This window comes from Amycolatopsis sp. DSM 110486, from assembly GCF_019468465.1.
Classification (GTDB): Bacteria; Actinomycetota; Actinomycetes; order Mycobacteriales; family Pseudonocardiaceae; genus Amycolatopsis.
In genome coordinates, this window is sequence record NZ_CP080519.1 from 6,482,914 (window position 1) to 6,507,773 (window position 24,860).

28 protein-coding genes and 2 pseudogenes are annotated in these 24,860 nt (G+C 71.1%); 9 read left to right on the plus strand and 21 right to left on the minus strand.

Translation table 11 applies throughout. The features are described 5' to 3' along the window. Nucleotides 1–67: 67 nt before the first annotated feature. The 3 genes from K1T34_RS31460 to K1T34_RS31470 all read right to left on the minus strand — a co-directional run bounded on the left by K1T34_RS31460 (nucleotide 68) and on the right by K1T34_RS31470 (nucleotide 3,046). Nucleotides 68–475, minus strand: coding sequence for a hypothetical protein (locus tag K1T34_RS31460; RefSeq protein ID WP_220238381.1), 408 nt, complete (start codon nucleotides 473–475; stop codon nucleotides 68–70). 105 nt (nucleotides 476–580) lie between these two features. Beyond that, nucleotides 581–2,254, minus strand: coding sequence for a serine/threonine-protein kinase (locus K1T34_RS31465; RefSeq protein ID WP_220247510.1), 1,674 nt, complete (start codon nucleotides 2,252–2,254; stop codon nucleotides 581–583). A 117-nt stretch (nucleotides 2,255–2,371) separates the two neighbouring features. Then, nucleotides 2,372–3,046: a TVP38/TMEM64 family protein gene (locus K1T34_RS31470; protein WP_220238382.1), complete on the minus strand. Its 675-nt coding sequence runs from the start codon at nucleotides 3,044–3,046 to the stop codon at nucleotides 2,372–2,374. Nucleotides 3,047–3,111: 65 nt separating this feature from the next. Here K1T34_RS31470 and K1T34_RS31475 point away from each other — a divergent pair, with 65 nt between their 5' ends. From K1T34_RS31475 to K1T34_RS31490, 4 genes are all read left to right on the plus strand, one after another. Beyond that, nucleotides 3,112–4,134 (plus strand): DNA polymerase domain-containing protein, encoded by a 1,023-nt coding sequence (locus K1T34_RS31475; protein WP_220238383.1) that lies wholly within the window; start codon nucleotides 3,112–3,114, stop codon nucleotides 4,132–4,134. A gap of 223 nt (nucleotides 4,135–4,357) precedes the next feature. Continuing rightward, nucleotides 4,358–4,750 (plus strand): DUF6221 family protein, encoded by a 393-nt coding sequence (locus K1T34_RS31480; RefSeq protein ID WP_220238384.1) that lies wholly within the window; start codon nucleotides 4,358–4,360, stop codon nucleotides 4,748–4,750. A 48-nt stretch (nucleotides 4,751–4,798) separates the two neighbouring features. Then, nucleotides 4,799–5,794, plus strand: a complete 996-nt coding sequence (locus K1T34_RS31485; protein ID WP_255637695.1) for an LLM class flavin-dependent oxidoreductase — start codon at nucleotides 4,799–4,801, stop codon at nucleotides 5,792–5,794. A 180-nt stretch (nucleotides 5,795–5,974) separates the two neighbouring features. Continuing rightward, complete coding sequence (locus tag K1T34_RS31490; protein WP_220238385.1) at nucleotides 5,975–6,226, plus strand: S1 RNA-binding domain-containing protein; 252 nt, start codon at nucleotides 5,975–5,977, stop codon at nucleotides 6,224–6,226. Between the two features lie 52 nt (nucleotides 6,227–6,278). Here the strand turns inward: K1T34_RS31490 and K1T34_RS31495 are convergent, their stop codons facing one another. From K1T34_RS31495 to K1T34_RS31505, 3 genes are all read right to left on the minus strand, one after another. Further along, nucleotides 6,279–6,560, minus strand: coding sequence for a hypothetical protein (locus tag K1T34_RS31495; RefSeq protein WP_220238386.1), 282 nt, complete (start codon nucleotides 6,558–6,560; stop codon nucleotides 6,279–6,281). Nucleotides 6,561–6,640: 80 nt separating this feature from the next. Continuing rightward, nucleotides 6,641–7,270, minus strand: a complete 630-nt coding sequence (locus tag K1T34_RS31500) for a maleylpyruvate isomerase N-terminal domain-containing protein (protein WP_220238387.1) — start codon at nucleotides 7,268–7,270, stop codon at nucleotides 6,641–6,643. A gap of 42 nt (nucleotides 7,271–7,312) precedes the next feature. Further along, nucleotides 7,313–8,908 (minus strand): CdaR family transcriptional regulator, encoded by a 1,596-nt coding sequence (locus K1T34_RS31505; protein WP_255637696.1) that lies wholly within the window; start codon nucleotides 8,906–8,908, stop codon nucleotides 7,313–7,315. A gap of 156 nt (nucleotides 8,909–9,064) precedes the next feature. Here K1T34_RS31505 and pruA point away from each other — a divergent pair, with 156 nt between their 5' ends. Then, nucleotides 9,065–10,693, plus strand: coding sequence for an L-glutamate gamma-semialdehyde dehydrogenase (gene pruA, locus K1T34_RS31510; RefSeq protein ID WP_220238388.1), 1,629 nt, complete (start codon nucleotides 9,065–9,067; stop codon nucleotides 10,691–10,693). 13 nt (nucleotides 10,694–10,706) lie between these two features. Next, the gene (locus tag K1T34_RS31515) at nucleotides 10,707–11,636 is read left to right on the plus strand and encodes a proline dehydrogenase family protein (protein WP_220238389.1); all 930 of its coding nucleotides are present in this window, start codon (nucleotides 10,707–10,709) and stop codon (nucleotides 11,634–11,636) included. 84 nt (nucleotides 11,637–11,720) lie between these two features. Here K1T34_RS31515 and trxA read toward each other — a convergent pair whose 3' ends face one another. Beyond that, a complete protein-coding gene (gene trxA, locus K1T34_RS31520) occupies nucleotides 11,721–12,104 on the minus strand; it encodes a thioredoxin (protein ID WP_220238390.1) in 384 nt (127 codons plus the stop codon). Between the two features lie 88 nt (nucleotides 12,105–12,192). Here trxA and K1T34_RS31525 point away from each other — a divergent pair, with 88 nt between their 5' ends. Continuing rightward, nucleotides 12,193–12,435: a DUF2630 family protein gene (locus tag K1T34_RS31525; RefSeq protein ID WP_220238391.1), complete on the plus strand. Its 243-nt coding sequence runs from the start codon at nucleotides 12,193–12,195 to the stop codon at nucleotides 12,433–12,435. A gap of 814 nt (nucleotides 12,436–13,249) precedes the next feature. Here K1T34_RS31525 and K1T34_RS31530 read toward each other — a convergent pair. The 12 genes and pseudogenes from K1T34_RS31530 to K1T34_RS31585 form a co-directional block, all read right to left on the minus strand. Then, a complete protein-coding gene (locus K1T34_RS31530) occupies nucleotides 13,250–13,918 on the minus strand; it encodes a DNA alkylation repair protein (RefSeq protein ID WP_220238392.1) in 669 nt (222 codons plus the stop codon). 13 nt (nucleotides 13,919–13,931) lie between these two features. Then, nucleotides 13,932–15,497, minus strand: a complete 1,566-nt coding sequence (locus K1T34_RS31535) for an alpha/beta hydrolase (RefSeq protein WP_220238393.1) — start codon at nucleotides 15,495–15,497, stop codon at nucleotides 13,932–13,934. A gap of 68 nt (nucleotides 15,498–15,565) precedes the next feature. Next, a complete protein-coding gene (locus tag K1T34_RS31540; protein ID WP_220238394.1) occupies nucleotides 15,566–16,645 on the minus strand; it encodes an ATP-dependent DNA ligase in 1,080 nt (359 codons plus the stop codon). Between the two features lie 26 nt (nucleotides 16,646–16,671). Beyond that, entirely contained in the window at nucleotides 16,672–17,283 is a 612-nt protein-coding gene (locus K1T34_RS31545) for an alkaline shock response membrane anchor protein AmaP (protein WP_220238395.1), read from the minus strand. Then, the gene (locus tag K1T34_RS31550) at nucleotides 17,280–17,816 is read right to left on the minus strand and encodes a DUF6286 domain-containing protein (RefSeq protein ID WP_220238396.1); all 537 of its coding nucleotides are present in this window, start codon (nucleotides 17,814–17,816) and stop codon (nucleotides 17,280–17,282) included. Before K1T34_RS31550 ends, K1T34_RS31545 begins: the two co-directional genes overlap by 4 nt. Then, nucleotides 17,816–18,205, minus strand: coding sequence for an Asp23/Gls24 family envelope stress response protein (locus tag K1T34_RS31555; protein WP_255637697.1), 390 nt, complete (start codon nucleotides 18,203–18,205; stop codon nucleotides 17,816–17,818). The genes K1T34_RS31550 and K1T34_RS31555 overlap by 1 nt, the downstream gene beginning before the upstream one ends. After that, nucleotides 18,202–18,378 (minus strand): hypothetical protein, encoded by a 177-nt coding sequence (locus tag K1T34_RS31560; protein ID WP_220238397.1) that lies wholly within the window; start codon nucleotides 18,376–18,378, stop codon nucleotides 18,202–18,204. Before K1T34_RS31560 ends, K1T34_RS31555 begins: the two co-directional genes overlap by 4 nt. 41 nt (nucleotides 18,379–18,419) lie before the next feature. Continuing rightward, nucleotides 18,420–18,872 (minus strand): Asp23/Gls24 family envelope stress response protein, encoded by a 453-nt coding sequence (locus tag K1T34_RS31565; RefSeq protein ID WP_220238398.1) that lies wholly within the window; start codon nucleotides 18,870–18,872, stop codon nucleotides 18,420–18,422. A gap of 204 nt (nucleotides 18,873–19,076) precedes the next feature. Then, a pseudogene (locus tag K1T34_RS31570) lies at nucleotides 19,077–19,786 on the minus strand (SAM-dependent methyltransferase). A gap of 80 nt (nucleotides 19,787–19,866) precedes the next feature. After that, a complete protein-coding gene (locus K1T34_RS31575) occupies nucleotides 19,867–20,307 on the minus strand; it encodes a hypothetical protein (RefSeq protein ID WP_220238399.1) in 441 nt (146 codons plus the stop codon). Then, nucleotides 20,307–20,848, minus strand: a pseudogene (locus tag K1T34_RS31580) (RNA polymerase sigma factor). Before K1T34_RS31580 ends, K1T34_RS31575 begins: the two are co-directional and overlap by 1 nt. Beyond that, nucleotides 20,848–21,606: a pyrimidine reductase family protein gene (locus K1T34_RS31585; RefSeq protein ID WP_255637700.1), complete on the minus strand. Its 759-nt coding sequence runs from the start codon at nucleotides 21,604–21,606 to the stop codon at nucleotides 20,848–20,850. Before K1T34_RS31585 ends, K1T34_RS31580 begins: the two are co-directional and overlap by 1 nt. A 103-nt stretch (nucleotides 21,607–21,709) precedes the next feature. Here K1T34_RS31585 and zapE point away from each other — a divergent pair, with 103 nt between their 5' ends. After that, the gene (gene zapE / locus K1T34_RS31590) at nucleotides 21,710–22,732 is read left to right on the plus strand and encodes a cell division protein ZapE (protein ID WP_220238401.1); all 1,023 of its coding nucleotides are present in this window, start codon (nucleotides 21,710–21,712) and stop codon (nucleotides 22,730–22,732) included. On the opposite strand, the gene K1T34_RS31595 is transcribed toward zapE, so the two are convergent. Further along, nucleotides 22,695–23,270, minus strand: a complete 576-nt coding sequence (locus tag K1T34_RS31595; RefSeq protein ID WP_255637701.1) for a phosphatase PAP2 family protein — start codon at nucleotides 23,268–23,270, stop codon at nucleotides 22,695–22,697. The genes zapE and K1T34_RS31595 overlap by 38 nt on opposite strands. Nucleotides 23,271–23,372: 102 nt before the next feature. Between K1T34_RS31595 and K1T34_RS31600 the strand changes: the two genes are divergently transcribed. Continuing rightward, nucleotides 23,373–24,254, plus strand: coding sequence for an FAD-dependent oxidoreductase (locus K1T34_RS31600; RefSeq protein WP_220238402.1), 882 nt, complete (start codon nucleotides 23,373–23,375; stop codon nucleotides 24,252–24,254). A 24-nt stretch (nucleotides 24,255–24,278) separates the two neighbouring features. On the opposite strand, the gene K1T34_RS31605 is transcribed toward K1T34_RS31600, so the two are convergent. Then, nucleotides 24,279–24,857, minus strand: a complete 579-nt coding sequence (locus K1T34_RS31605; protein ID WP_220238403.1) for a TetR/AcrR family transcriptional regulator — start codon at nucleotides 24,855–24,857, stop codon at nucleotides 24,279–24,281. Nucleotides 24,858–24,860 lie beyond the last annotated feature (3 nt).

A 24,860-nucleotide genomic window follows, 5' to 3' on the forward strand; every position in this document is an offset into this window, starting at 1 on the left:
CCCGCGCGGCGAGTCTCACTGGTTCGCCACCGTGGTGTAGCTCCTGGTGACGGCGGTGCCCGGCGCGTCAAGGGCACTGAGCGCCTACGGGCATTCCGCCCAGAGAATCGCCTTTGAGGTAAACGGCACTGATGAAAAAGGAATGCACGCCGTTCTCGACGCCGGTGGAAACCCAGACGTCATTTCTCACGACACCATTGTCCGAAATGGGTTCCCCGTGTGCCCAGCAGATGCCGAACACCGTGTAGTTGGCGGGGTAACTGCCTTGTTTCTTGCTGGTCGACCACGGAGTTTGCCGGATGTTGACGGCCTCGTAGGTGGTCACCATTGTGCCCGGAGCTCCGCTGGTCACGGCGTGGGGCGAGGCGTCGGCCTGGCTGCTGAGGCCGACCGTCAGCGCGGCGGCCGAAAGTGCGACAGCCAATGCCCGCTTTGCGAGGGATCTACGGTTTCGGGAATTCGTCCGATTGATCACCAAATGAAGCTATTGCATCGAGCTGTAGCGGCGTAAGTCGTCGGACGGGTGACAATTCCGATTTGTGTCGCGGTCAGCGGAATCCCGTGTCGGCGCGGGCGCGAATCAGCCCTGGGTGGCGTCCTTCTGACTCTTCGTGTTCGAGTCGATCAGGATCTGCCCGCCGGAGTTGACGACGCGGAACACGCGGGGCTCCGAGTGGTCGGGGAACACCACGGTGACCGAGATGGTCACCGAGTTGTCGGCGTTGTAACTGCCACGGGCGACCCTGCTGTTCACGTTGCCGAACTGCTGCCAGTACTGGCCGAACGCCGCCTGGTTGCCGTAGACCTGCTGGGCGGCCGGGGTGAGCATCGCCCACGCCGCCGCCGTGTCCTGCGGGAAGCTGTAGAAGTCGATCACCCGCTGGCCGGCGGGTGAGAGCGCGAGCTTGCCGCCGTCGTTCGGCGTCTGGCCGAGCCCGGCGACCGGCGGCGATGCGGACGGGCCGGCGCTGGGGGTGTTCGGCGCGCCGGTCGAGTTCGTCTGCTGCGGCTGGTTCGCGGTGTTCGAACCACCCGGGTCATCGCTGCCCGAGCTCAGCACCAGGAACACCACCACCGCGATCACGACCACGGCCGCGGCACCGCCCGCGAGCAGGGCGAACTTGCGCTTGTTGTCCGACGGCGGAGGCGGCGGCGTGCTCGACGCGTTGCGGTAGTTCGGCGCGGCGGCCGTGGGGGCCGGGCGGGGCTGCTGCTGCGTCGGCCGGACCGGGGGAGCCGGCTGGGGCCGCGGCGGCGTGTTGGGCGGCGCGGCGGGCGAGCGCATCGGCATGAACGCCGCCGTCGGGGTGCGCGGCGGGTTCGACGGGGCCTTCTGCGCGGGGATCGGGGCGCCGGGCTTCGGGCCGTCGACGCGCTGCCAGGGCGGACGTGAGCCGCCGCGGTCGAGGCGTTCGGTGGGGCCCGACGACAGCAGCTCGGGGCCGGCCGGCTCGCCCGACGCGAGCTTCGCCAGGCCTTCGCGGGCTTCGGCCATGCTCGGGCGCTCGCCGGGCTCGCTGCGCAGCAGGCTCATCAGCAGCGCGGTGGCCGGGCCGGCCTGGGTCGGCGGGTTGATCTGGCCGTTGGCGGCCGCGTAGAGCAGCGCGAGCTGGTTGGTGGTGTTGCCGTAGGGCGTCTGGCCCTCGATGGCCTGGTAGAGCGTGGCGCCGAGCGCGAACACGTCGGAGCTGGGCACCGGGTCGGCGCCGCGCGCCAGCTCGGGCGCGAGGTATGCCGGGGTGCCGCCGATGAGGCCGGTCTGCGTGAGCGTCATGTCGCCGGCCGCGCGCGAGATGCCGAAGTCGGTGATCTTCGCGGTGCCGGTCTCGTCGATGAGGATGTTGCCGGGCTTCACGTCGCGGTGCACGATCCCGGAGCGGTGTGCGGCGACGAGCGCGGCGGCCACCTGCTCCCCGATGCGCGCGACCTGGCCGACGGGCAGCGTGCCCTGCTCGGCCAGCACGGCCGAGAGGCTCGGGCCGTCGAGGAACTCCATCACGAGGCAGGGGTCGCCGCCGTGTTCGGCGATGTCGAAGACCACGATCGCGTTGGGGTGCTGGAAGCGGGCCGCGTTCTTGGCCTCGCGCATGGCGCGCTGGCGCATGTTGTCGCGTTCGGCCTCGGAGACGCCCGGCTGGGGGAGGATCTGCTTGATCGCCACCGACCGTTCCAGGCGCACGTCGACGGCGCGCCACACCACACCCATGGCACCGCTACCAATGTGCTCGACGAGGCGGTAGTGCCCCGCGATCAGCTGACCGGTGTCGATGGCGACCGCTCCTGACGAAATCCCGGTGATCGTGGCCTTACTCAGCGCGGATACCCCTCGCGCACCCGAACGAGTGTAGCGGTCGAGTGGATGTTGCCGCCGTCAGCCAGCCGGTGCGGAGACGGCGGGCTCTTCCTCGCCGACGGCGGGAGTGCGCTTCTTCAGCACCCTGACCAGGCCGACGGCTCCGGCCGCGGCGAAAACGGCGTAGCAAGCCAGGAGCACGGGCGGCGTGTCGCCGGTCAGCGCGTCGGCCAGCACCACCACGGCGACCGTGCCCGGCACGCTCCCCAGCAGCGTGCCGACGAGGTACGGCACCAGCTTCACCGTCGACACTCCGCACAGGTAGCTCAGCGGCGCGAAGGGGACGACGGGGATCAGCCGCAGCGAGGTGATCGCCAGCACACCGCCGCCGGAGAGCCGTTCGTTCACGATGCGCACGGGCGCCCGGTGCAGGTGGCGCAGCACGAGGTCCCGGCCCAGCAGCCGCGCGAGCGCGAACGACAGGCCCGCCGCGATCGTCGTCGCCACCAGGCCGATCGCGATCCCCGCGACGCTGCCGACGAGCAGCCCGGCCGCGAGGTTGAACACGGTGCGCGGAATGGGTGCAACGGTGAGCAACGAGTACGCGACCAGCAGCACCAGCGGCGTCGCCGGACCGGTCGCCTGGGCCCAGCGGCGCAGGTCCGACGGGCCGGGGATCGGCAGGAACACCGCGGCCGCCGCGAGGAGGGCGAGCACGGTGAGCGCGAGGATCAGCTTGGTTCTGCCGGACACCCGGTCCACGGTAGAGGAAAGCGTGATCGGCAGGCGCGCAGCGTGGATCCGGCTACGGTGGGCCCATGCCCAAGAACGGCGATCCGGTCGAGTACCAGGTGGGGGAGCGCACCGTCAGGGTCACGAGCCCGGACAAGGTGTACTTCCCGGAGCGCGGCATCACGAAGCGGCAGGTGGTGGAGCACTACCTCGCGGTGGGCGAGCCGTTGCTGCGCGCGATCGGCGAGCGGCCCACCACGCTCAAGCGCTACGTCGACGGCGTGGCGGGCGAGTGGTTCTACGCCAAGCGCGTGCCCAAGGGCGCGCCGGACTGGGTCCAGACCGCGCGGATCACGTTCCCGTCCGGACGGACCGCTGACGAGGTCTGCCCGACCGAACCCGCCGTGTTCGCGTGGGCGGCGAACCTCGGCACGTTCGACTTCCACCCGTGGCCCGTTCGGCGGTCCGATGTGGACCATCCGGACGAGCTGCGCATCGACGTCGACCCGCCGGACTCGGCCGGCTTCGACGACGCCGTCGCGGTGGCGCGCGTGGTCCGCGAGGTGCTGGCCGCCGCGGGGCTCACCGGCTACCCCAAGACGTCCGGCGGACGCGGGGTCCACGTGCTCGTGCGCATCCGGCCGGAGTGGGACTTCATCGCCGTGCGCCACGCGGTGATCGCGCTCGGGCGCGAGGTCGAACGCCGCATCCCGGACAAGGCCACCGTTTCCTGGTGGAAGGAGGAACGCGGCGGCCGCGTGTTCCTCGACTACAACCAGGCGGCGCGCGACCGCACCGTCGCCTCCACGTGGTCGGTCCGCGGGACGCAGCGCGCGACCGTGTCCACGCCCCTGACCTGGGCAATGCTCGACGACGTGCACCCGGACGACTTCGACGTGCTCACCGTGCCGGCCTTCCTGGCCGAGCACGGCGACCTCCATGCGCCGATGGACGAAACGGCGTTCGGCCTCGAAACCCTGCTGGAGTGGTACGAACGCGACGACCGCGACCTCGGCGGCGCGGAACTGCCGTACCCGCCGGACTACCCGAAGATGCCGGGTGAGCCCAAGCGCGTGCAGCCGAGCAAGGCGCGGCCCGACACCGAGTGATCGTCTCGTCGCCGCGGGTGCTCACCGTCCGTGATCAACTTCGGCGAACGCGAAGAATTCCCACCTTTACGGCTGCGTAACGTTCCCGCAGGTCAGGCTGGGAGTGGAGTAGCGTCCGGCGGGCTCGGGTTGTCCCCTGCGGCACATCCGGCGCGTAACGCCCCGGCGCCGCGCGGCGACTATCCCGCGCCGGAGGAGTCCGGCTCGAGGAGGGAGGCCTTTCGTGGACGACCTGATCGCGTTCCTCGCCGCGCGGGTGGGTCAGCGGCAGGCGCTGATCATGCAGGCGGTGCAGAAGGCGAAGACCGGCGAGGCGCTCAACCGCGGCGAGACGAAGGTCGCGGTCGAACAACGCGTGCGCGCGCTCGGCGACACCGACCTCGACGTCGTCAACCAGATGATCAACGAGGTCGAGGTCACGCGCCGCATCATGCTCGCCCACCGCACTACGGTGTCGGAAAAGGTCCCCGGTTTTCCTTTGTACGGCAGCGAATACTGGTGCGAGACCTGTCACGTCCCGGCCGACGAGGCGGGTTCGAACTGGTGTCTGACGCTGCGGCTGCTCGCCCTGCCGCACGCCGAGCACCCGGACTACAGCGAACGCTGGCGGCCGTAGCTCGTCACGCCGGGGAATCCGCGGCCACGCGGCCGTGTTGATCCAAGCGTGACGTTCCGGATCTCCGTGCTCGACCGTTCGCCCGCCAGGCGCGGGCGGGGTAGCGCGCAGGCGCTGCGGGACACCGTCGCGTTCGCGCGGGACATCGAGGGGCTCGGGTACCACCGCTTCTGGGTGTCGGAGCACCACAGCGTGCCCGGGGTGGCCGGGTCGGCGCCGACGGTGCTGGTCGCGGCGGTCGCTTCGGTGACGTCGCGGATCCGCGTCGGCACGGGCGGCGTGATGTTGCCGAACCACCGGCCGCTGGTGGTCGCGGAGCAGTTCGGGGTGTTGGAATCGCTGTTCCCGGGTCGGATCGATCTGGGGCTGGGCCGGTCCGTGGGCTTCACCGACGGCGTGCGGCAAGCGCTCGGGCAGGGGCGCGAGGCGGCCGAGGACTTCGGCGGCCAGGTGCGCGAGCTGCTCGCGTTCTTCAGCGGCGACCAGACGGCCTACCCCGGCGTGCACGCGATCCCGGCCGAAGGGCTGAGCCTGCCGACGTTTCTGCTGGCCACCGGCTCCGGCGCGGACCTCGCCGCCGAGCTGGGCCTGCCGCTGGTGATCGCGCCGGCGCGCGGGGAGCGGGCGATGGTCGAGGCCATCCGTCGGTACCGGGACACATTCGCAGGAGCGGGAACCGAGCCGTATGTCGTCGTGTCGACATCGGTCGCCGTCGCCGATACCCACGAACAGGCGCGCCGGCTGCTGGTGCCCGAGGCGTGGTCGACGGTGTACTCGCGCAGCCACGGCGTCTTCCCGCCGCTCTCGCCCGTCGACGAGATCCTGGCGCTGCCCAAGACCGACCGCGAACGCACGCGCCTCGACGACATCGTCGCGAGCCAGATCGGCGGCACCCCCGCCGAGGTGACCGGCCGGCTCGGCGAGCTGGTCGAGGCCACCGGGGCCGACGAGCTCCTGGTCAGCACGAGCACCTACGACCAGGTTGCCCGCGTCGAATCGTTCGCCGCGCTCGCGGAGCTGGCCGGGCTTTCGGTCTCAGCCTAAAAACGCTTACCCGCGGCGGAACACACTGCTACGGTGAACGCATGACTGCCGGGTCGGCCGAGAGCCGTGAGCAGACGGGGTACCCGGCCTTGCCGTGACCCCCCGGTGGGCCCGTGGCCCACCCTCCTGAAGCGAACTTCCGAGGACATTCCTGCGGTTCGCGAAGGGAGGTGAAATCGTTTGTCCACATCGGAAACCAGCGCCGCGGAAACCACTTGGCGCTCCTGGCTGTCCGAGCACGCCACGGGCGGAGTGCTCGACGGCGTGGTCGTGCAGCAGTTGCCGTTCGGCGCGTTCGTCGAGGTGGCGCCCGGCATCCAGGGCCTGCTCGTGACCGACCGCGGCGCCGCTCCTGAAGTCGGTGCGAGCCTGTCGGTGCGCATCGAGCAGATCGACGTCGAACGCCGCCGGTTCAGCCTCGTCACGGCGTGACGCGCGGGGCTGGGGCAGAAGTGCTGCTGCCCCAGCCCTCAGCTCACCTTCTTCAGTTCACCGCGGCCGAAATCGTGCGCGCCACCTCGGCCGGCGGCGTGCCCGCCGTGTCGACCACTGTGGCCGATTTCTCAAGCCACGGCAGGGCTTTCTCGTACGCGTCGAGGTGATCGAGCCGCCACTGCCGAATACCCGGCTCGTCGGCCTCGATGCGCCGGCGCAGCTCGTCGCGGTCGGCGTGCAGCACGAAGTGGTGCACCGTTATGCCGCTTGCGGCCAGCCCGTCGAAGATCTCCCGCGCGTACCGCTCGACGAGGATCGTCTGCGGCGCCACGAGCGGTCAATCCAGCTGCCCGGCGAGCTCACGCGCGGTCGTGGTCTTGCAGGCGCCGAACGTGCCGTTCAATCAGACGATCATCCCAGCGCCACCGGCCCGAAACCGTCCCACGACGGCGGAGCGGGCAGCCGGCCCGTCGCATACAGCAGCGCTTCCCGGTCGTCTTCCGACGGCAATGGCTGACCGGCGACGCCCTCCACGATCGCCCGCGTCGCAGCCAGTGTCGACGCCGGCGGACCGTCCACACCGGACAGGTGCAGCGTCAGGTCGAGGTGGTGCAGCGTCGCTTCGACCACGTACGTCGTGAGGAAGTCCGCGACCGTCAGCACTTCGTCGCGGGTTTGCACGCGAGTGGCGGGATCCGCGGCCGCCGCGGCTTTCCCGGCGGCGACGGCCAGGTCGTCGAAGTGGTGCGTGAGCGAGGCCGGCCCGGAGTACGCGACGGCGCCGCGGCGGACGAACGCCGACTCCGCGTCCGTGCCGGCACCCGGTTCGCCGGGCTCCCAGTAGGTCACGGCGTCGCGTGTCGCGGGCGCGTCGGTGGTCGTCACGAGCGTGACGAGGATGTCCTGCGCACCGATGACCAGGTGGAACACGAGGTCCTGCACCAGCCACCCGGCGCAGCCGGACGGCGCGACCCACTGCGCGTCGTCGAGGGAGTGGACGGCTTCCTGCAGGGCGCCCCAGGCCCGGGGGAAAAGATCCATGCCGCACCCTAGCGAGGCCGCACTCCGCCCCGCACAAGGTTTCTACAGCCGCAGCTGCAGCTGTGTGAGCAGCCGCTGAGCCGGATCCCCGAGATCGACACCGGATACCTCCGCTGCCCGCCGCACGCGGTACCGCACGGTGTTCGGGTGGATGTTCAACGCCTTCGCGGCCGCGCGCGCATCCCCGAACGCGTCGAGGTACGCGAGCACCGCCGGCACGAGGATGCCGCCGTGGTCGGCGTCGTGCGCCAGCAGTTCGGTCAGCCGCGGGTCGCGGATGCGCGGCTGGTCCGCGAGGTACGCCAGCACCTCCGACAGCAGCACGTCGGCGCGCACATCCGCCAGCGACGCGACGGCTTCGGGCCAGCGCCCGCGCGCCATCGCGAGCAGCACGCGGTCCGCGTCACCGCGAGACGCGACCGCCTCGGACAGCCGGGGGACCACGCCGCCGAGCGCGGCACGCACCGGCACGTCGAGGTGCCGCTCCGCCGCCGTCACGATCTCCTTGGCCAGAGCCAGAACCGCCGCGTCCGAATGCTCCGGCAGGTCGGGCAGCAACGCGTAGACGCGCGCGCCCAGCACGCTCACCAGGGCACTGCGCCGGTACGCGGCGGTGTGCACCGCGATCAGGTGCACCAGCTCCGCGCGCCGCAGCAGCCGGTCCGACGCGGCGGGACCGGTCGACGACAACGCGAACGTCAGCACCTGCGCGGGCCGCGCGGGATCGGCGCCGATGTCGTCGGCCACCGACTCGGCGTCGACGCGGCCTTCAAGCAGCCCGGCCAGCAGGTCTTCGCGCAGCCGCAGCTGGGGGCTCGGCAGCGTGCGGGCCCGGATGAGCTGCGGCGCCAGCGTGCGGCTCGCGCCGAGCAGCGCCACCTCCGCCTGTTCGGTGAGCGGCGTGGCGCCCTCCTGCACCCAGATCGTGCCCAGGGGCTGCGACCCCGCGTGGATGCCGGCCGCGATGCGCCGGCGGATGCCCAGCTCGGGCCGTTCGTCGATCCGCACGATCCCCTCGCCCGCGCGCAGCCGCTGGTAGACGCCCCATTCCCGCAGCATCGCCAGGTACCGCTCGGGTCCCTCGCGCCCGAGGATCGACAGCCGGCGCAGCTCGTCGACCTCGTCCGACGATCGCGAGTACGCCAGCACGCGGCTCGCGGTGTCCTCGATGCTGACCAGGCCGCCGGTGAGCGTCGCGACTGTCTGGGCCAGGGCGAACAGGTCGCCCAGCACCTCGCCGGTCTCGGCCTCGCCGCCGGCGCGGGCCGCGTCGACGACCCCGCGCGCCAGCGCCTCCACCTGCTCCCACCGCGCCTCGGCCCCCACCGTGAGCAGTGCGACGCCCGCGTCGGCCGCCACGTCCGTGCCGCCCTCGCCCTTCACCGCCACCGCGGCCGCGCCGCCGCGCCCGGCCGCTCGGATGGCCGCGGCCGCCGCCCGGCCGCGCGCGCCGATCACCAGCACGAGGTCACCCGGGTGGGCTTCCGGCGGGTCTTCGGGGTCGAGGATCACCACGTCGTCGACCCGCACGCCCAGCCCCTGAGGCGCCACGAGCACCCGTACGAGCGGCTCGCCCAGCGTCGCCAGCACGTGGCGCAGCGAGGTGGCGGGCAGGCCATCGGAAGCTTCGGCTGTCACCGGGCCACCTTCATCCGATCGGACAAGTTCATCACCCTGATTCTAGCCGGTCGGACAAACCTGCCGGCGCGTTACGGAGTTACCGTTCGGGCATCCCAGCAGTACAGAGCACCAGTACCTAGAAGCACCGCAGAAGAAAGACCCGAGGGAGCCGCCGTGGACGCCGTGACCCAGACACCCACCCCGAAGAACGAGCCGGTGTACACCTACGCACCGGGCAGCGCCGAGCGCGCCGAGCTGGAAGGGGCGCTGAAGAAACTGGGTCAGGCCGGTCCGGTCGACCTGACCGTGACCGTCGGCGGCGAGCAGCGCGCCGGGGGCGGCGAGAAGATCGACGTCGTCGAGCCGCACAACCACAGCCACGTGCTCGGCACCATCACCAGCGCGTCGAAGGAAGACACGCAGGACGCCATCGCCGCCGCCGGCAAGGCCGCCCCGGAGTGGCGCGCGCTGTCGTTCGACGACCGCGCCGCCGTGCTGCTGCGCGCCGCCGACCTGCTCACCGGCCCGTGGCGCGCCACGCTCAACGCCGCCACCATGCTCGGCCAGTCGAAGACCGCCACACAGGCCGAGATCGACGCCGCGTGCGAGCTCGCCGACTTCTGGCGCTTCAACGTCGAGTTCGGCCGACGCATCCTCGCCGAGCAGCCCTCCAGCTCGCCCGGCGTGTGGAACCGCATGGAGCACCGCCCGCTCGAGGGCTTCGTCTACGCGATCACGCCGTTCAACTTCACCGCGATCGCCGGCAACCTGCCCACCGCGCCCGCGCTCATGGGCAACACCGTGCTGTGGAAGCCCTCGCCGACGCAGAGCTTCGCCGCGCACTTGACCATGCGGGTGCTCGAAGAAGCCGGCATGCCGCCGGGCGTGATCAACCTGCTCCCCGGCGACGGCAAGGCCGTGTCCGAGGTGGCGCTGACGCACCGTGACCTGGCAGGCATCCACTTCACCGGTTCCACGCCGACGTTCCAGCACCTGTGGAGCACGGTCGGCGCGAACATCGCCGGCTACCGCGGCTACCCGCGTCTGGTCGGCGAGACCGGCGGCAAGGACTTCGTGCTCGCGCACCCGTCGGCCGACCTCGACGTGCTGCGCACGGCGCTGGTCCGCGGCGCCTTCGAGTACCAGGGCCAGAAGTGCTCCGCGGCTTCGCGTGCGTACGTGCCGCGCAGCCTGTGGGAGCAGCTGAAGGACGGCCTGGTCAGCGAGACCGAAGCCATCACCTACGGCGACGTCAGCGACCTGTCGCACTTCGGTGGCGCTGTGATCGACCGTCGCGCGTTCGACAAGCACGCGTCGCTGTTCGAGCGGGTGAAGGGCGACGCCGAGGTCGAGATCCTCACCGGCGGTACCGCCGACGACAGCGTGGGCTACTTCGTGCAGCCGACCATCCTCGTGTCGGGCAACCCGAAGCACGAGATCTTCAGCACCGAGTACTTCGGCCCGATCCTGTCGGTCCACGTGTACGAAGACGCGCAGTTCGACGACCTGCTCAAGGTCATCGACGAGACGGCCTCGTACGCGCTCACCGGTTCCGTGATCGCCAACGACCGCACCGCCGTCGCCAAGGCCTCGCAGGCGCTGCGCTACACGGCGGGCAACTTCTACGTCAACGACAAGCCGACCGGTGCCGTCGTCGGGCAGCAGCCGTTCGGCGGGGCCCGCGCTTCGGGCACCAACGACAAGGCCGGCTCGATCTTCAACCTGCTCCGCTGGACGAGCCCACGCTCGATCAAGGAGACGTTCGTGCCGCCGACCACCGTGCGCTACCCGCACCAGGGCTGAGGGAGAGACCGCCATGCTGCGTGCCCCGCTGCTCGCCGCCGCCCGATCCCGGCGGATGCGCGCGTTGATCGAAGCAGTGCCCGCGACGCGATCCGTCGTGCGCCGCTTCGTCTCCGGGTCCACGACCGCCGACGCCGTGCGCGCCGCGCGCGAGCTGGCCGCCGACGGCCGGTCGATCACCATCGACCATCTCGGTGAGGACACGACCGACGCCACCCAGGCGGCCACCACGGTCCGGGCCTACGAGGACCTGCTCTCGGCGCTCGCCGATCAGGGCCTCGCCGCCGGTGCCGACGTCTCGGTGAAGCTCTCCGCCGTCGGGCAGTTCCTGCCCGGTGACGGCGAGGGCGTGGCGCTGGAGAACGCGCGCAAGATCTGCGCGGCGGCCGAGGCGGTCGGCGCGACGGTGACGCTCGACATGGAGGACCACACCACCACGGACTCGACGCTCGCGATCCTGCGGGAGCTGCGCGGCGAGTACCCGTGGGTCGGTGCGGTGCTGCAGGCCTACCTCAAGCGCACCGAGCAGGACTGCCGCGAGCTGTCCGGCCCGGGGTCGCGCGTGCGGCTGTGCAAGGGCGCCTACGCGGAGCCTTCGTCGGTGGCGTTCGAGGACAAGGCCGAGGTCGACACGTCCTACGTGCGCTGCCTGCGCGTGCTGATGGCGGGCGAGGGCTACCCCATGGTGGCCTCGCACGACCCGCGGATGATCGCCATCGCGAAGAAGCTGGCCGCCGACAACGGCCGCAAGCCCGGCGACCACGAGTTCCAGATGCTCTACGGCATCCGCCCGGAGGAGCAGAAGAACCTCGCGGCCGAGGGGCGCACGATGCGCGTGTACGTGCCGTGCGGCGACGAGTGGTACGGCTACTTCATGCGCCGGCTCGCCGAGCGTCCGGCCAACCTGGCGTTCTTCCTGCGCGGGCTCGTCACCCGCTCCTGAGGACCTGCGAAGGCCCCCTCCACCACGTCATCCGTGGTTGAGGGGGCCTTCGTCGTTCGTGGCCCCTTGCTCGGGGGTGGTGCGTCAGGCCTGCTCCGGGGCGGCCTGCTCGGCCTGCTCTGCGGCGGCCTTCTTGACCTCGTCCATGTCGACCTCGCGGGCCTGGCGGATGAGGTCCTCCAGCGCCGGCTCCGGCAGCGAGCCCGGCTGCGCGTAGATCAGCGTCTTGTCGCGGATCACGGCCAGCGTCGGGATCGACCGGATGTCGAACGCGGCGGCCAGCTGCTGCTCGGCCTCCGTGTCGACCTTGGCGAAGACGATGTCGGAGTGCTTCTCCGACGACTTGTCATACACCGGCGCGAACTGGCGACACGGCCCGCACCAGCTCGCCCAGAAGTCGATCAGGACGAAGTCGTTGTCGGTCACGGTCTGGTCGAAGTTGGCGGTGGTCAGCTCAACGGTGCTCATGATGGGGTCAACGGACGGCGCCGGGCGGGAATTCCCCGGCGGCGGGTAGCGTCATGGGCCGGTTAGTACGAGGTGAGGAGGACCACCCATGGCGAACGGCGAGATCCTGGGCCGCATCGACGAGCTCATCGCGGAAGAGCACCAGCTGCGGTCGCGTTCAGTCGGTACCGGGCTGTCCGGTGACGACCAGACGAAGCTGACGAAGGTGGAGCAGGAGCTCGACCAGTGCTGGGACCTGTTGAGGCAGCGGCGCGCTCGGACGGAGTTCCACGAGAACCCGGATGAGGCGTCGGTGCGGTCTGTGGGTGAGGTTGAGGGGTATCGGCAGTAGGTTTTTGGGTGCCGGCTCGGCGCGCGGAGCGCACCATTGCCGGATATAAGGGTGTGTGGGTGGGCACCCCGATTATTAATTGTCACTACGGTCTGGGTCGGTTTGTCAAGGCGGGAAAGAGTACCTTGACAAACCGACCCAGACCGTGTTGTGGAAAAGAATCGGGGGGCCGGCCGGGGGAAGGTTGCGGGGAGGGGATAGGTGGGCTGGTGGGTTGCGCTGCCGGGTGGTGGTTGACTGGGGGCAAGAGCGGCGCAATTCGGGTGGTGTGGTTGCCTTTGAAATCGCGCGCAGTTATGCGGCCCCGGTTCGCTCAATTCTGAGTATTTTCGCCGCTTCCGGCTGGTGATGCGCCCTTCGGCTAGCCGGACGTCTAGCGCCGAAACGCTGAGTCCCAGTCCCAGCCCATACCCTGCGCCCCGCCTGCCGCCCGCCTGCACCGCACCTACCTCGGCGGCTTTTGCGACCTCTCAGTTCCCGGCCGCACATAGAACCCGCCACCCCCTCAATCCTGCGGGCTCTGGCCTCTACCCGCCTGCCTCGCGGCCGCGCGACTCACCCTCCACCCAAGCCCCCCTCGCTCTTGCCTCTACTCACCCTCAGCCCGGCGACGCAACTCACCGCCTACCTGACCTCCCCGCGTTCTTGCCTCTACCCAACCCCCACCCGGCAACGCAAACGAAGCTCTCCCAACCCCTCCCCGCAACCTTCCCCCGCCCGGCCCCCCGATCTCTACCGTAGTGACGATCAAAAATCGGGGTGCCCATCTCCGCCCCCGATATCCGGCAATGGTGCGCTCCGCGCCGAGCCGTCCCTACTTGGCTTTCCGAGAAACCATCTCCGCAATCCAGACCGGCGCATACGGCGACGTACAATTCGCCGGCGTCGGATAATCCTTCAAAACCCCCAACCGCTCCCCAATCCCCACCGCGCGACCCCTCAAACCCGGATGCTCAATCCCAATCTCCGCAAGACAATGATTCATCGCCCACTGCAACCGCTCGGGCGAATCCTTCATCTCACCCTCAATAACATCCAGCAACCCACCAAGATCCAGCCCATCAGGAGCCTTCGCCACAAGATCAGTAGTCAACGCCCACCCAGCACTGGCCACCACCGGATCCGAATCACCGAACCACGCAACCCGCAGCTCCTCAACATGAGGACACTTCTTCACGACATACCCCACCAGCCAGTCATGCACCTTCGGCGTCCGAGCCCCGCGCAGCATCGCGTCCAACTCAACAGGCTCAAACAACTTCGGCCGGCAAATCAGCACCGCCACCAGCCTCGCAGCACTGTCCCCAGTAGCCCAAAGCTCAACAGCAAGCTCATGCTGCGTCTTCAACCTCTTGGCCAGCGCACGCAACTTACCGAGATTCACCCCATGGTCATCACCATGTTTCTCGTTCACCGCACGAGATCTCGGGTCCTCGAGGGCGGCCAATTCGGCCAGCACCTCGGCCACAGTGCTGTCGGTCACGGTGAACCCCCTGTCAAGCCGGGCACAGAGTCCCGTCAGTCGGAACCTTCCCATCGATCAAAAACGCCTGAACAGCCGATGTCACACACGGCGACTGCCCGACCGCCCCATGCCCAGCGCCCTGCCACGAAATGGTCACCGCACTCGGCATCTGATCCGCAGCCCGCGTGGTCCCGATCTCCGGCGTCACCGGGTCAGCAGCCGTCGCAGCGACCAAAATCGGCGGTGCGCCAGGTGCCCCGGCAGCAGGCAACGGCTCCCGACGCACCGGCCACGCCCCACACCACGCGAGCTCCTGCGCAACAGCCGACCCGAACTGCGGATACTTGGCCCGCATGCCCTCGTCGACCTTGTTGATCTGATCAGCAGGCAGCCGGGTAGCCGCGTCGTTGCACCGAGTCGCCATCACGCCGCCGATCCGCGACGTACGCCCCTGCGCATCGACGATCACCGGGTCCGCGAACGACTCCAGCGCAGTCACGTCGCCGGACTTGGCCGCAGCCAGCGCATCGGCAAGCGCAGGCCACCGCGTGCGGTCAGCCAACCCGAGATACACGGCGTAAGTCGCGATACCGGGAGTCACCGTGACCCCGTCCGGAGTCGTCTCCGGCGCCGCGCGCAAGCGGTCGGTCACGGCCTTCAACGCCGCCTTCGGATCCCCCATCGAACACCCACGAGCCGCGCAATCAGCCCCGAACGCATCCAACGTCGCCTGCGCACCCGCCGCGACAGCGTCCAGCACCGCAGCACGATCCTGTCCAGGATCCGGCAGGCCGTCCAGAACCATCCGCCCCACCTGCGCGGGATAGCGCACGGCGTACTCCGACAGCACCTTCGAGCCATCACCGCGCCCGAGGGCGTTGAGGTGCGGCACGCCGAGCTGGGTCCGCAGCACCTCGAGATCGCCCGCGGTGCGCCAGCTGTCCAGCGCCGTCTGGGCCGTGTCGAGGTCGATGGCGCACTGCTGGCCGGCGCGGCGAGACGCGTCGAGGACGTCCGAGAGGTCGCCCTGGGCCGGGTCGGCGCCGAGCAGCGCTTCGCGTGCTTCCGGGGGCACGCATTGCACGCCGCCCGAAAGGCCGGTGCCGCGGCGGTCCACGCCGATCAGCGAGAACTTCTGCAGGAACGCGGGTGGCAGCTGCGAGGCCAGGCGCGCGGCGAAGACGGAGCCGGGTTCGCCGCCGATGTCGTTCACGACCACGAGCGGGATCGGGCCGTCGCCGGCCTTGAGCACGAGGATGCGCGCGAGCAGGTGCTGTGTGTCGTCGGGCGCGTCGAGCGGGCTGGTCAGGCGCGCGCACGTGAAGTGCAGCGAGTCCGGCGCGGCGGGGGAGCCCATGCGCTGGCGGGTGTCGTCGTCGCAGTCGGTCCAGCGCAGGCTGGACCCCTGCGGTTGCGCGAGCGGCGGCAGCGGCACGGGCGCGGCGCTGGGGGCCGGCGGCTGCGTGGCCTGACCGTCGTTGTCCACCACCGCCGGGCGCACCGACGGTCCCGTGGTGCAGCCCGCGACGGTCAACGCCGCCACCAGCACTGCCACCAGTGCACGCAGACGGGGGCGGCTGGTGGAACGGCGGCGCACGGGCTGGTCCTCACGTGGTATCGGTGGAGCTGTCCGACGAGCTTGGCACGCCGGGTGTGACGCGGAAGTTAGCGGGTCCGCACGACTTCGCCGCGGAACACCGCCGACAGGTCGTAGCGCGCCGGTTCGTCCAGCTGCGCGTAGCCGCACGACGCCGGTTCCCGGTCCGGGCGCCACCGCTTGAACTGCGCGGTGTGCCGGAACCGCGCGGGCTCGCCGCCCTCGGTGTGCTCGTAACCCACCTCGACCACGCGCTCCAGCTTCAGCGGTACCCACGCGTGCTCGGTCGAGCGCCAGCGCGTAATGCCGCCGGGGATCCGCTGGCCCTCGCGCACGGCGTCGCCCACCCACGGGTGCCCCTCGCCGTCGGTGATCAGCGGGGCCAGCTCCTCGGCCAGCTCACGGCGCCGCTTGACCGGGAACGAGCCGACCACGCCGACGTGGTGCAGCAGCCCGTCGGCGTCGTACAGCCCGAGCAGGAACGACCCGACGGCCTCACCCGGCTCGCCGTCGACGTGCCAGCGCAGCCCGGCCAGCACGCAGTCCGCCGTGCGAGAGTGCTTGTACTTGAACAGCACGCGCTTGCCCGGCGAGTACGGCTCGTCGAGCGGCTTGCCGATCACGCCGTCGAGCCCCGCGCCCTCGAACAGCTCGAACCAGTGCCGCGCGGTGTCCGGGTCGGTCGTGGCCGGCGTGAGGTGCACGCCTTCACCCGCGATGCCCTCCAGCCGCGCACGCCGCGCCGACGTCGGTTCGTCCATGAACGACTCCGAGCCCAGCGCGAGCACGTCGAATGCCACGAACTCGGCGGGCGTCTCCTTCGCCAGCAGCTGCACGCGGGAGTCGGCCGGGTGGATGCGCTCGGTCAGCGCGTCGAAGTCGAGCTTGCCGCCGCGGCCCACGACCAGCTCGCCGTCGAGCACGACCTGCTCGGGCAGCGTCGCCAGCAGCCGCTCCACGACCTCCGGGAAGTAGCGGTTGAGCGGCTTTTCGGCGCGCGACTGCAGGGTGAGCTCGTCGCCGTCGCGGAAGACCAGGCAGCGGAACCCGTCCCACTTGGGCTCGAACAGCAGCCCGCCGGTGTCGGGGATCGCCTTCGCCGGCTTGGCGAGCATGGGCTTGATCGGAGCCTGCACGGGGAGGGCCATGCGGGCATTCTGTGCGAAACGCGCGGTCAGCGCACGCGTGCCGGGCCCGTCGTGTCGAGTTCGAGCCGCACGGCCGTGGGCAGCGAGTCGAGCCCGAGCGCCTCGCGGGCGCGGGCGAGCACGTACGTGTCGAGGTCGGTCCAGATGCGCCGGACGTCGGTGCCTTCGCTCAGCCACAGCGTCACGCGCAGCGCCGGCTCGGCGGACGTGCCGACCGCGCGCGCCCTCGCCCGGGTGACGCCGGCGATGGTTTCGGCGTCGGTCTGCACCGCGCCGGCGAGCGCGCCGGCGGTCACGGTGAGCTCGGCGCCCGGCGTCTCGTCGAGCGCCAGGTCGGGACGGCGTTCGGGGCGCAGCGAGCGGAAGAACCACCACAGCCCCAGCACGAACAGCAGCACGCCGAGCACGACGGCGCCGATCCGCGCGGACAGCTGGTGCCCGGCCAGCCAGCTCACGGCCATCGGGTCGAGCAGCGGCCGCTGTGCGCGGAACTCGCCGAGCCAGCCCTGTCCGACCACGAGCGCGGCCGCGCCCGCGAGGACCGCGACCAGTCCGAGCAGGAACGTCAGCGTGCGCTCGGCGCTGTGTGAACGGGCCAGCGCACGGGCCGATGTACGGCTTGCGGTGGAGCCTGTCATCGGCGGTCCTTCGGTGAGTCGACGACCACGGACACCTTCGGCCGGCGCTCGAGCGGGACGTCGTCCAGCACCGTCGCGACGGTCTCCAGCAGCCGCGGCCGCAGCTGTTCCTCGTTCTCCAGCCGGCTGGTCGCACGCACGCGCACCTTCCGGGCGCTCGCCGTCACGCTCGCGCCGGTGACATTGGCCTGCGCGCGCACGGCGAGCCCGACCAGGCGCGCGAGTGCCCGCGGCGACGTGCTCACGCAGATCCCGTCGGCCGGGTCGGCCATCCGCACGGCCTGGCTGCCCGCGGTGAGGGCGAACAGCACGAACAGCAGCCCGGCCACGAGCACGACCACCGCCGTGACCCGCACGGACGTGCTGGTCCACGACAGCGCGGCGAGGTCTTCGCGCCAGCGTTCCCACGGCACGATCAGCGGTGCCCGGCCCGGCTGCCACCAGCGCCACCCGACCTCGATCGCCAGCAGGGCCCCGCCGACCGCGACTGCCAGACCGAGCACAGTGGACAGGAACCGCACGAGGAACCGCATCAGCGCACCCGCGCCCGGACGTCGGGCAGCAGCGCGGAAACCGTCACGGCGATCGAGCGCACGTGGTACGCCGTGATCCGCTCGACCTCCTCGGTCACCTTCGCGCGCACGTCACCCGTCACGGTCCGGACCGGCGCCGGGTACCGCAACGCGAGCTCCAGCGCCAGGTCCACGTCGTTGTCCTCGCCGTCGACCTTCGCGCTCGCGCCGGATCGGCCCCGGGTGAGGCCGGCGACGCGGCGTTCGGTCTGCACCGTGCCGGGCACGAGGTCCGCGGCGTGCTGCGCGACCTTGCGCACCACGGCGTGGGCGATGCTGAGGCTGCCGCGCTCCTCGGGTTCGGCCAGGTCGCCGCGCGGCAGGTCGACCGGGAGCGGCTGCCCGGTCACTTGTCGCGGCCCCGGCCGAAGAGGTCGCCGAGGTCGAGCTCACCGTCGACGACGCGGCCGATGACCAGCCCCACGACCCCCACGGCGAACGTGACCAGGAAGGCGGTGAACCCCTGGGTTGCGGCGAGGCCGAGAATCAGCCCGGCGAGGATCCCGGTCTGCGTTGCGTTCAACGTTTCCTCCTGGTGCTGGGTGGTCGGAGAGTCGCGCGGCGCTATTCCACGCGAGAGGACTCGGGTTCGTCGTCCTCGTCGGGCAGGTGGACGTCGTTGACCGCGATGTTCACCTCGATCACCTCGAGCGCGGTGATTTGTTCCACGGCCTCGATCACGTTGCGCCGCACGGCTCGTGACACCTCGACGATCCGCGCGCCGTACTCCACGACCAGGTCGAGGTCGATCGCCGTCTGCTTCTCGCCCACCTCCACGGCGACGCCCGCGGTGGACGTCGTGCCGGAGCCGGGAATCCGCTCCTTCAGCGCGCCGAACGCGCGCGACACCCCGCCGCCCAGCGCGTGGACGCCGGCGATCTCGCGTGCCGCGAGCCCGGCGACCTTCTGCACCACCAGCGACGAGATCGTGGTCCGGCCGGCGGACCCCTCCTCGTTGAGCGGTGTGGTGATCGCGGTTCCCGGAACATCGGTCCGGCGGGGGCTCGGCTGCACCATGGAGTTCGCTCCTCGCTGTCGGTGGGGGACGGCGCCGCTGGTGTCGGCGCCGGAAGCTTGCCCACTCCTACGATGTCCGAACCGGGGAAAAGCTCACGGCGGGTCACTCGAACGGGTGAGTTCGGCCCGGTGAGCGGTCGGTTCGGGGCGAGGGAACGACCGTGGCCGCCAGGGGATGCGGCCTCGGAACAGCGATTCGGAGATTCAGAGCTTGCGCGCCACGCCACCCGCGATGATCTGCTGCGCGATCGTCGGCTTCGTGTACCGCGGGCCGTCGGGCCACCACTCGGCCACGGGCACGATGTCGGCCTCGCCGACGGCGCTGGACGGGATGATCTCCAGCTCGTGGAACAGCTCGCGGATCTCGGTCTTGGTGCGCGCGGTGATGTCCCGCATGGAGCCCCGGCGGATGACCTCGAGGGTCGCCTGGAGCGTCGAGTCGTACTCGGAGCCGTCGTCCGGGTCGAGCACGTGGCTGATCACCACGAACGAGCCCGGCGGCAGGCGGTCGATGAACTGCTTGGTCACCTCGGCCGGGCGGCCCCGGTCGCCCTTGTAGTGGTGCAGCGCGGCCACGAACAGCAGCGCGATCGGCTGCGACCAGTCGAGCGCGCCGAGCACCTCGGGGTTGTCGAGGATGCTTTCGGGCTCGAAGATGTCGGCCCGCACGAACTTCGTGTTGTTGTTCTCCTCCAGCAGCGCGCGCCCGTGGGCGGCCACGACCGGGTCGTAGTCGACGTAGACGACCTTCGCCTCGGGGTGGATCCGCTGCACCACTGGTGCACGTTCTCGGCGGTCGGCAGGCCCGAGCCGCAGTCGAGGAACTGGCGCACCTCGGTGTTGTTCGCGAGGAAGCGGCACACGCGGGTCAGGAAGTTGCGGTTCTCCCAGGCAACGTCGGGCACCTCGGGCATCGCGGCGATGATCCGCTCGGCCTCGTGGCGGAAAGTCGACCGCGCGGGGTTGCTCCGCTTGGCCGGTGAGCGCTGGTTGTTCAGCCGGGACGCACGTCGACGACGTGGACGTTGACCCGCGGCGGCCGAGCTCGCAGCAGCCGGGTGAGCTCCGCGGTCAGGCAGTGCTGCAGCACGCGCGCGGCTTCGTCGGCGATCACGCCGAACCGGATCGTGGCCAGGATCTGCAGCTCGCCGTCGGCCAGGGCGACGGCGGAAACCGTGACGCCGTCGACGTCTTCGGCTTGATCGGTGGCCACGGTGCGGGCCAAGCGGACCAGCGCGGCTTCCGAAACGGTCAGCACGCCGTCGTCGCACGGCAGCTGGAGCGGCGGGCCCTGGCGGACGGCGGTCAGCGAGCGGAGCACGCGGCCGACCAGGCCGGGCGGCGTCGCGACGTGACGGCGGGCGGCGGCACGCACGAGGTCCCAGCGAGGATCCCGTTCGGGGTCCTCCGGGCCGCCGGCGCCCTCGTCCGTCATCACCGCTCCCTCAGCTGGCCGAGCAGCGCCACCCTGGCCCGGTGCAGGCGCGAGCGCAAGGCCGGGACGCCGACTTCGAGCACTTCGGCCACTTCTTCATAGCTGAGGCCTCGAGTTCGCGCAGCACGAGCGGTACGCGCTGCGCCACGTCGAGCCGGGCGATCGCCCGCAGCACGGCGTCCACCTGCTCGGCGTGCACGACCTGGCGTTCGGGCGTGCCGTCGGCGACGAGGTCCGGTGCCTCGGCGATCGACACGCTTTCGATCGACACGGTGGGGCGGTGGCGGCGCAGCAGATCGAGGGCGCCGTTGGTGACCACGCGGTAGAGCCACGTGGACACCGCCGACTCGTGCCGGAACGTCGCGAGGGACCGCCACGCGGCCAGCCACGCCTCCTGCACCACGTCCTCGGCCTCGGCCGGGCTGCCGGTGATGCGCAGCGCGACGCGGTACATCATCGGCGTGTGCCGGCGCACCAGCGTGTCGAACGCGGCGTGGTCACCCGCCGCCGCGGCCGCGACGAGCGCCTCGCTGTCGGCCATCAGCCGCGGCCCCGCCGGTAGCGCAGCAGCGTGAAGCCGTCGTCCACGAGGATCGACGCGAGCTCCATCCGGCGCGGCGGCCGCGCGGCCGGTCCCGCCGCGATCCGGCTCGCGTCGCCGCCGACGAGCAGCGGGGCGACGGTGAGGCAAAGCTGGTCGACGAGGTCGGCCGCGATCATCGCCGCGAACAACCCGGGCCCACCTTCGCAGTCCACGCGCCGCAGGCCGCGTTCGGCCAGCATCGCCAGTGCTCTCGGCAGATCCACGTCTTCGTCACCGGCCACGAGCACGTCGGCTCCGGCCTCCCGCACCGCAGCGGTGTCGGCGCGCGAAGTGGTGACGACCAACGGCGGCACGCGCGTGTCGGTGAACAGCGGGCCCGCCGGGTCGAGTGAACCCGTCCGCGTGACGACGGCGATGGGCGGCGCCGGCGCCAGACCCAGCCGCGCGCGCCGGGCCGAGCGCACCGCGTTGGTCCGGGCGCCGCGGTAGTTCTCGGCGCGCGCGGTGCCGCCGCCGACGAGGATCACGTCGGCGAGGTCGCGCGCGAGCAGGAACACACGGCGGTCGGCCGGGTGCGAAAGGCCCTTCGACAGCTCGTCCACGGCTACCGCGCCGTCGGCCGACGCCACGAAGTTGACCTGCACGAACGGGCCGGCCAGGTCGGTCAGGTCTTCGGGGTAGCCGTAGACGCGCTCCAGATCCTCGTCGGACAAGGGCCCGGTCCCGCCCGGTGATGGTGGCCACACGCTCCGCACGTCCGCTATCCCAGCACGGGCACCGACCCCGCCCCGACCGGGGGATACGCGGGTGCGGACACCCGGACCGCCCGCGCGCGGGGCCTGGTTAGGCTCTGCAGCCATGCCCGCAGCTGCCCTGACGGACCGGTTTCCCGAGCTCGGGGCCGACGAGCTGATCTCCTCGCTGGTGCCGCCGCCGCGGTTCGGCGAGGCCCGGTTCTCCACGTACCTGCCGAACCCCGACGAGCCGAGCCAGGCCGCCGCCGTGAAGTCGTGTTCGGCGTTCGCCGGGCGCATCGGGGACCGGCCGGCGAAGAAGTCGCGGCTGCGTTCGCTCTTCGGCGGCGGCGAGGCGGCCCCGGCCGGGCCGATGGGCCTCTACCTCGACGGCGGGTTCGGGGTGGGCAAGACCCACCTGCTCGCGTCGGTGTGGCACGACGCGCCTTCGCCCAAGGCGTACGGCACCTTCGTGGAGCTCACGCACCTGGTCGGCGCGCTCGGGTTCGCCGAGGCCGTGCGGCGGCTGTCGGAGCACCGGCTGCTGGCGATCGACGAGTTCGAGCTCGACGACCCCGGCGACACCACGCTCGTGAGCCGGCTGCTGCAGGAGCTCACCGACGCGGGCGTGTACATCGCCGCGACGTCCAACACGTTGCCCGACAAGCTCGGCGAGGGCCGCTTCGCCGCCGAGGACTTCCTGCGTGAGATCCAGGCGCTCTCCCGTCGCTTCGAAGTGGTTCGCGTGGACGGGCCGGACTATCGCCACCGCGGCCTGCCCGACGCGCCGCCGCCGGTGAGCGACGAGGAGCTCGACGCGTCGGCCGCCGCGCACGAGGGGTCCACTGTGGACGAGTTCGACGCGCTCGTGGCGCACCTGGCGAAGCTGCACCCGTCGCGCTACGGCAAGCTGCTCGACGGAGTGCGGCGCGTGCACCTCAAGCACGTGACGCCGGCGCCGGACCAGAACGTGGGGCTGCGGCTCGTGGCGTTCGCCGACCGGCTCTACGACCGCGCGATCCCCGTCGTGGTGTCGGGCGTGCCGCTGCCGGAGCTGTTCACCGAGGAGATGGTGAACGGCGGCTACCGCAAGAAGTACCTGCGGGCGGTCAGCCGGCTGACGGCGCTGGCACGCGACGCGGTGTGACGGCGCGCAGCCCGGTCACCACGGCGGTGGCGAAGAACGTGCCGCCGACGATGTCCGTGAGGTAGTGGTAGCCGAGGCCGATCATGCCGATCGCCGCGCAGCACAGGAGAACCACGCTGACCACGACGGTGACCACCTTCGGCTTTGCCAGCAGGATCAGCACCACGAGCACGGTCACCAGGCTCACCGTGTGGCCGCTGGGGTAGACGAGGATGTCGTTCTTCCAGCGGTCGAACAGCGGCTTGAGCACCCAGGTGTTGAGCGCGAGGGCGAGCGCCGGGCCCGCGACGGCCAGCAGCGCGTCCGTGCGGCGGCGCAGGTAGAGGCAGGTGCCGGCGATGACCACGATGGCCGGGATCAGCACGTACGGTTCGGTCGGCAGCACTAGCACGTTCAGTGTGGTGTGGCTCAGGCCGGCGATCGCTTGCGCGGCGCCCGCGTCGAGTGCGCCGGGGGAGTGCCCGCCCGCGTAGACGAGTCCCAGTGCGACGGTCACCAGCGCGCCGAGCACGGCGACGAGCGCCAGAATGCGGCTCACGGTTTCTCCCCTCCCCGGAGCGAGCCTACGCGGATGGCGGGTGGCGCCGATGGCCCGGCTTCGGCCACGATCACGGGCGGGAGCACCAGCGGAGGGAGCGGCATGCGGATCACCGTGACCGGCGGCGGGGTCGTCGGGCTGAGCTGCGCGTACCGGCTGGCCGAGGCGGGCCACAGCGTGACGGTCGTGACGGCGGGCAAACCGGCGGAGACGACGTCGGCCGTGGCGGGCGGGCTGATCTACCCGCCGGTGGTGCGGCCGGACGAGCGCGTGGTGCGCTGGACCGAGACCACCGTCGGCGTGTACCGCTCGCTGCTCGCCGCGCCCGGGATCCGGTTCCTGCCGGGCTGGATCCGCGTCCCGGAAGACGTGCCCGACCCGCGCTGGCTCACCGCGATGACCGACGTGTCACGCGAGGGCTCGGTGCTCGCCTTCACCACGGCGCTCGTGGACACGCCGGTGTACCTGACGTGGCTGGCCGAGCAGGTTGCCGCGCTGGGCGTGCGGACCGAGTACCGCACGGTCACCTCGCTGGCCGACCTCGACGCCGACGTGGTCGTGAACGCCACCGGCCTCGCCGGCGGCACCCTCGCGGGCGACGACACGCTCGTCCCGGTGCGTGGCCAGGTCGTGCACCTCGCCGACCCGGGGCTCACGTCGTGGTCGGTCGAAGAGGCCGACGGCGACCTGACGTACGTGATCCCGCACGGCCGCCACGTCGTGTGCGGTGGCACCGAGGAGATCGGCCGCAACGACCTCGAGCCGGACTCCGCCGTGGCGGCCGCGATCGTGCGCCGGTCCCGGGAGCTGGAGCCGCGGCTGGCCGACGCCGCCGTGCTCGGCACGCGCGTGGGGCTGCGGCCGGGGCGGCCGAGCGTGCGGCTGGAACGCATCGGCGACGTCGTCCACTGCTACGGCCACGGCGGCGCGGGGATCACGCTGGCGTGGGGCTGCGCGGAGGATGTGGCTTCGCTGGTCGCCTAACGCGGGCAACTTGGACTTCTACCGTCATCGCCGGGCTGCCGCGGGGATGGCGTTGTCGATGAGGACGGCAGCGATGGCGGTGGCGGCGGTGAACACGTCGGTGTTGAGGACTCGGGTGCGGGCTGCGGCGCCGTCCAGGAGCAGCGCCAGTTGCTCGCCGAGTTGTTCGGGGTTGGTGGCGCCGGCCTCTCGGGCGGTTTCGGCGAGCCGAGCGGCAAAGGCTTTCTTGTAGTCGCTGGCGTACACGCGTGCCGGGTGGCCCGGGTCGGGGATTTCGACGGCCGCCTGGATGAATGGGCACAGGGGTGCGTGCACGTCGAACACGGCAAGGAGTCGTTCGCGAGGCGTGAGGTCGGTGCGGTCGAACACTTCGGGCAGGATGTCGGGATCAAATCGGTGCAGGCATTCGGCGATCAGCTCGTCCTTGCCGGCGAAGTGCTGGTAGAGCGTGCGTTTGGATACCTCAGCCACCGCGCAGAGCTGGTCCATGCCGGTGCAGTTGATGCCCTGATCTCGGAACAGTTGTTGTGACGCGCTGAGGATGCGCTCTCGTGCGCCCCTGCCGCGGCGCAGGCCCCGCGGCCCTTTCTCCAAATCTGTCACACG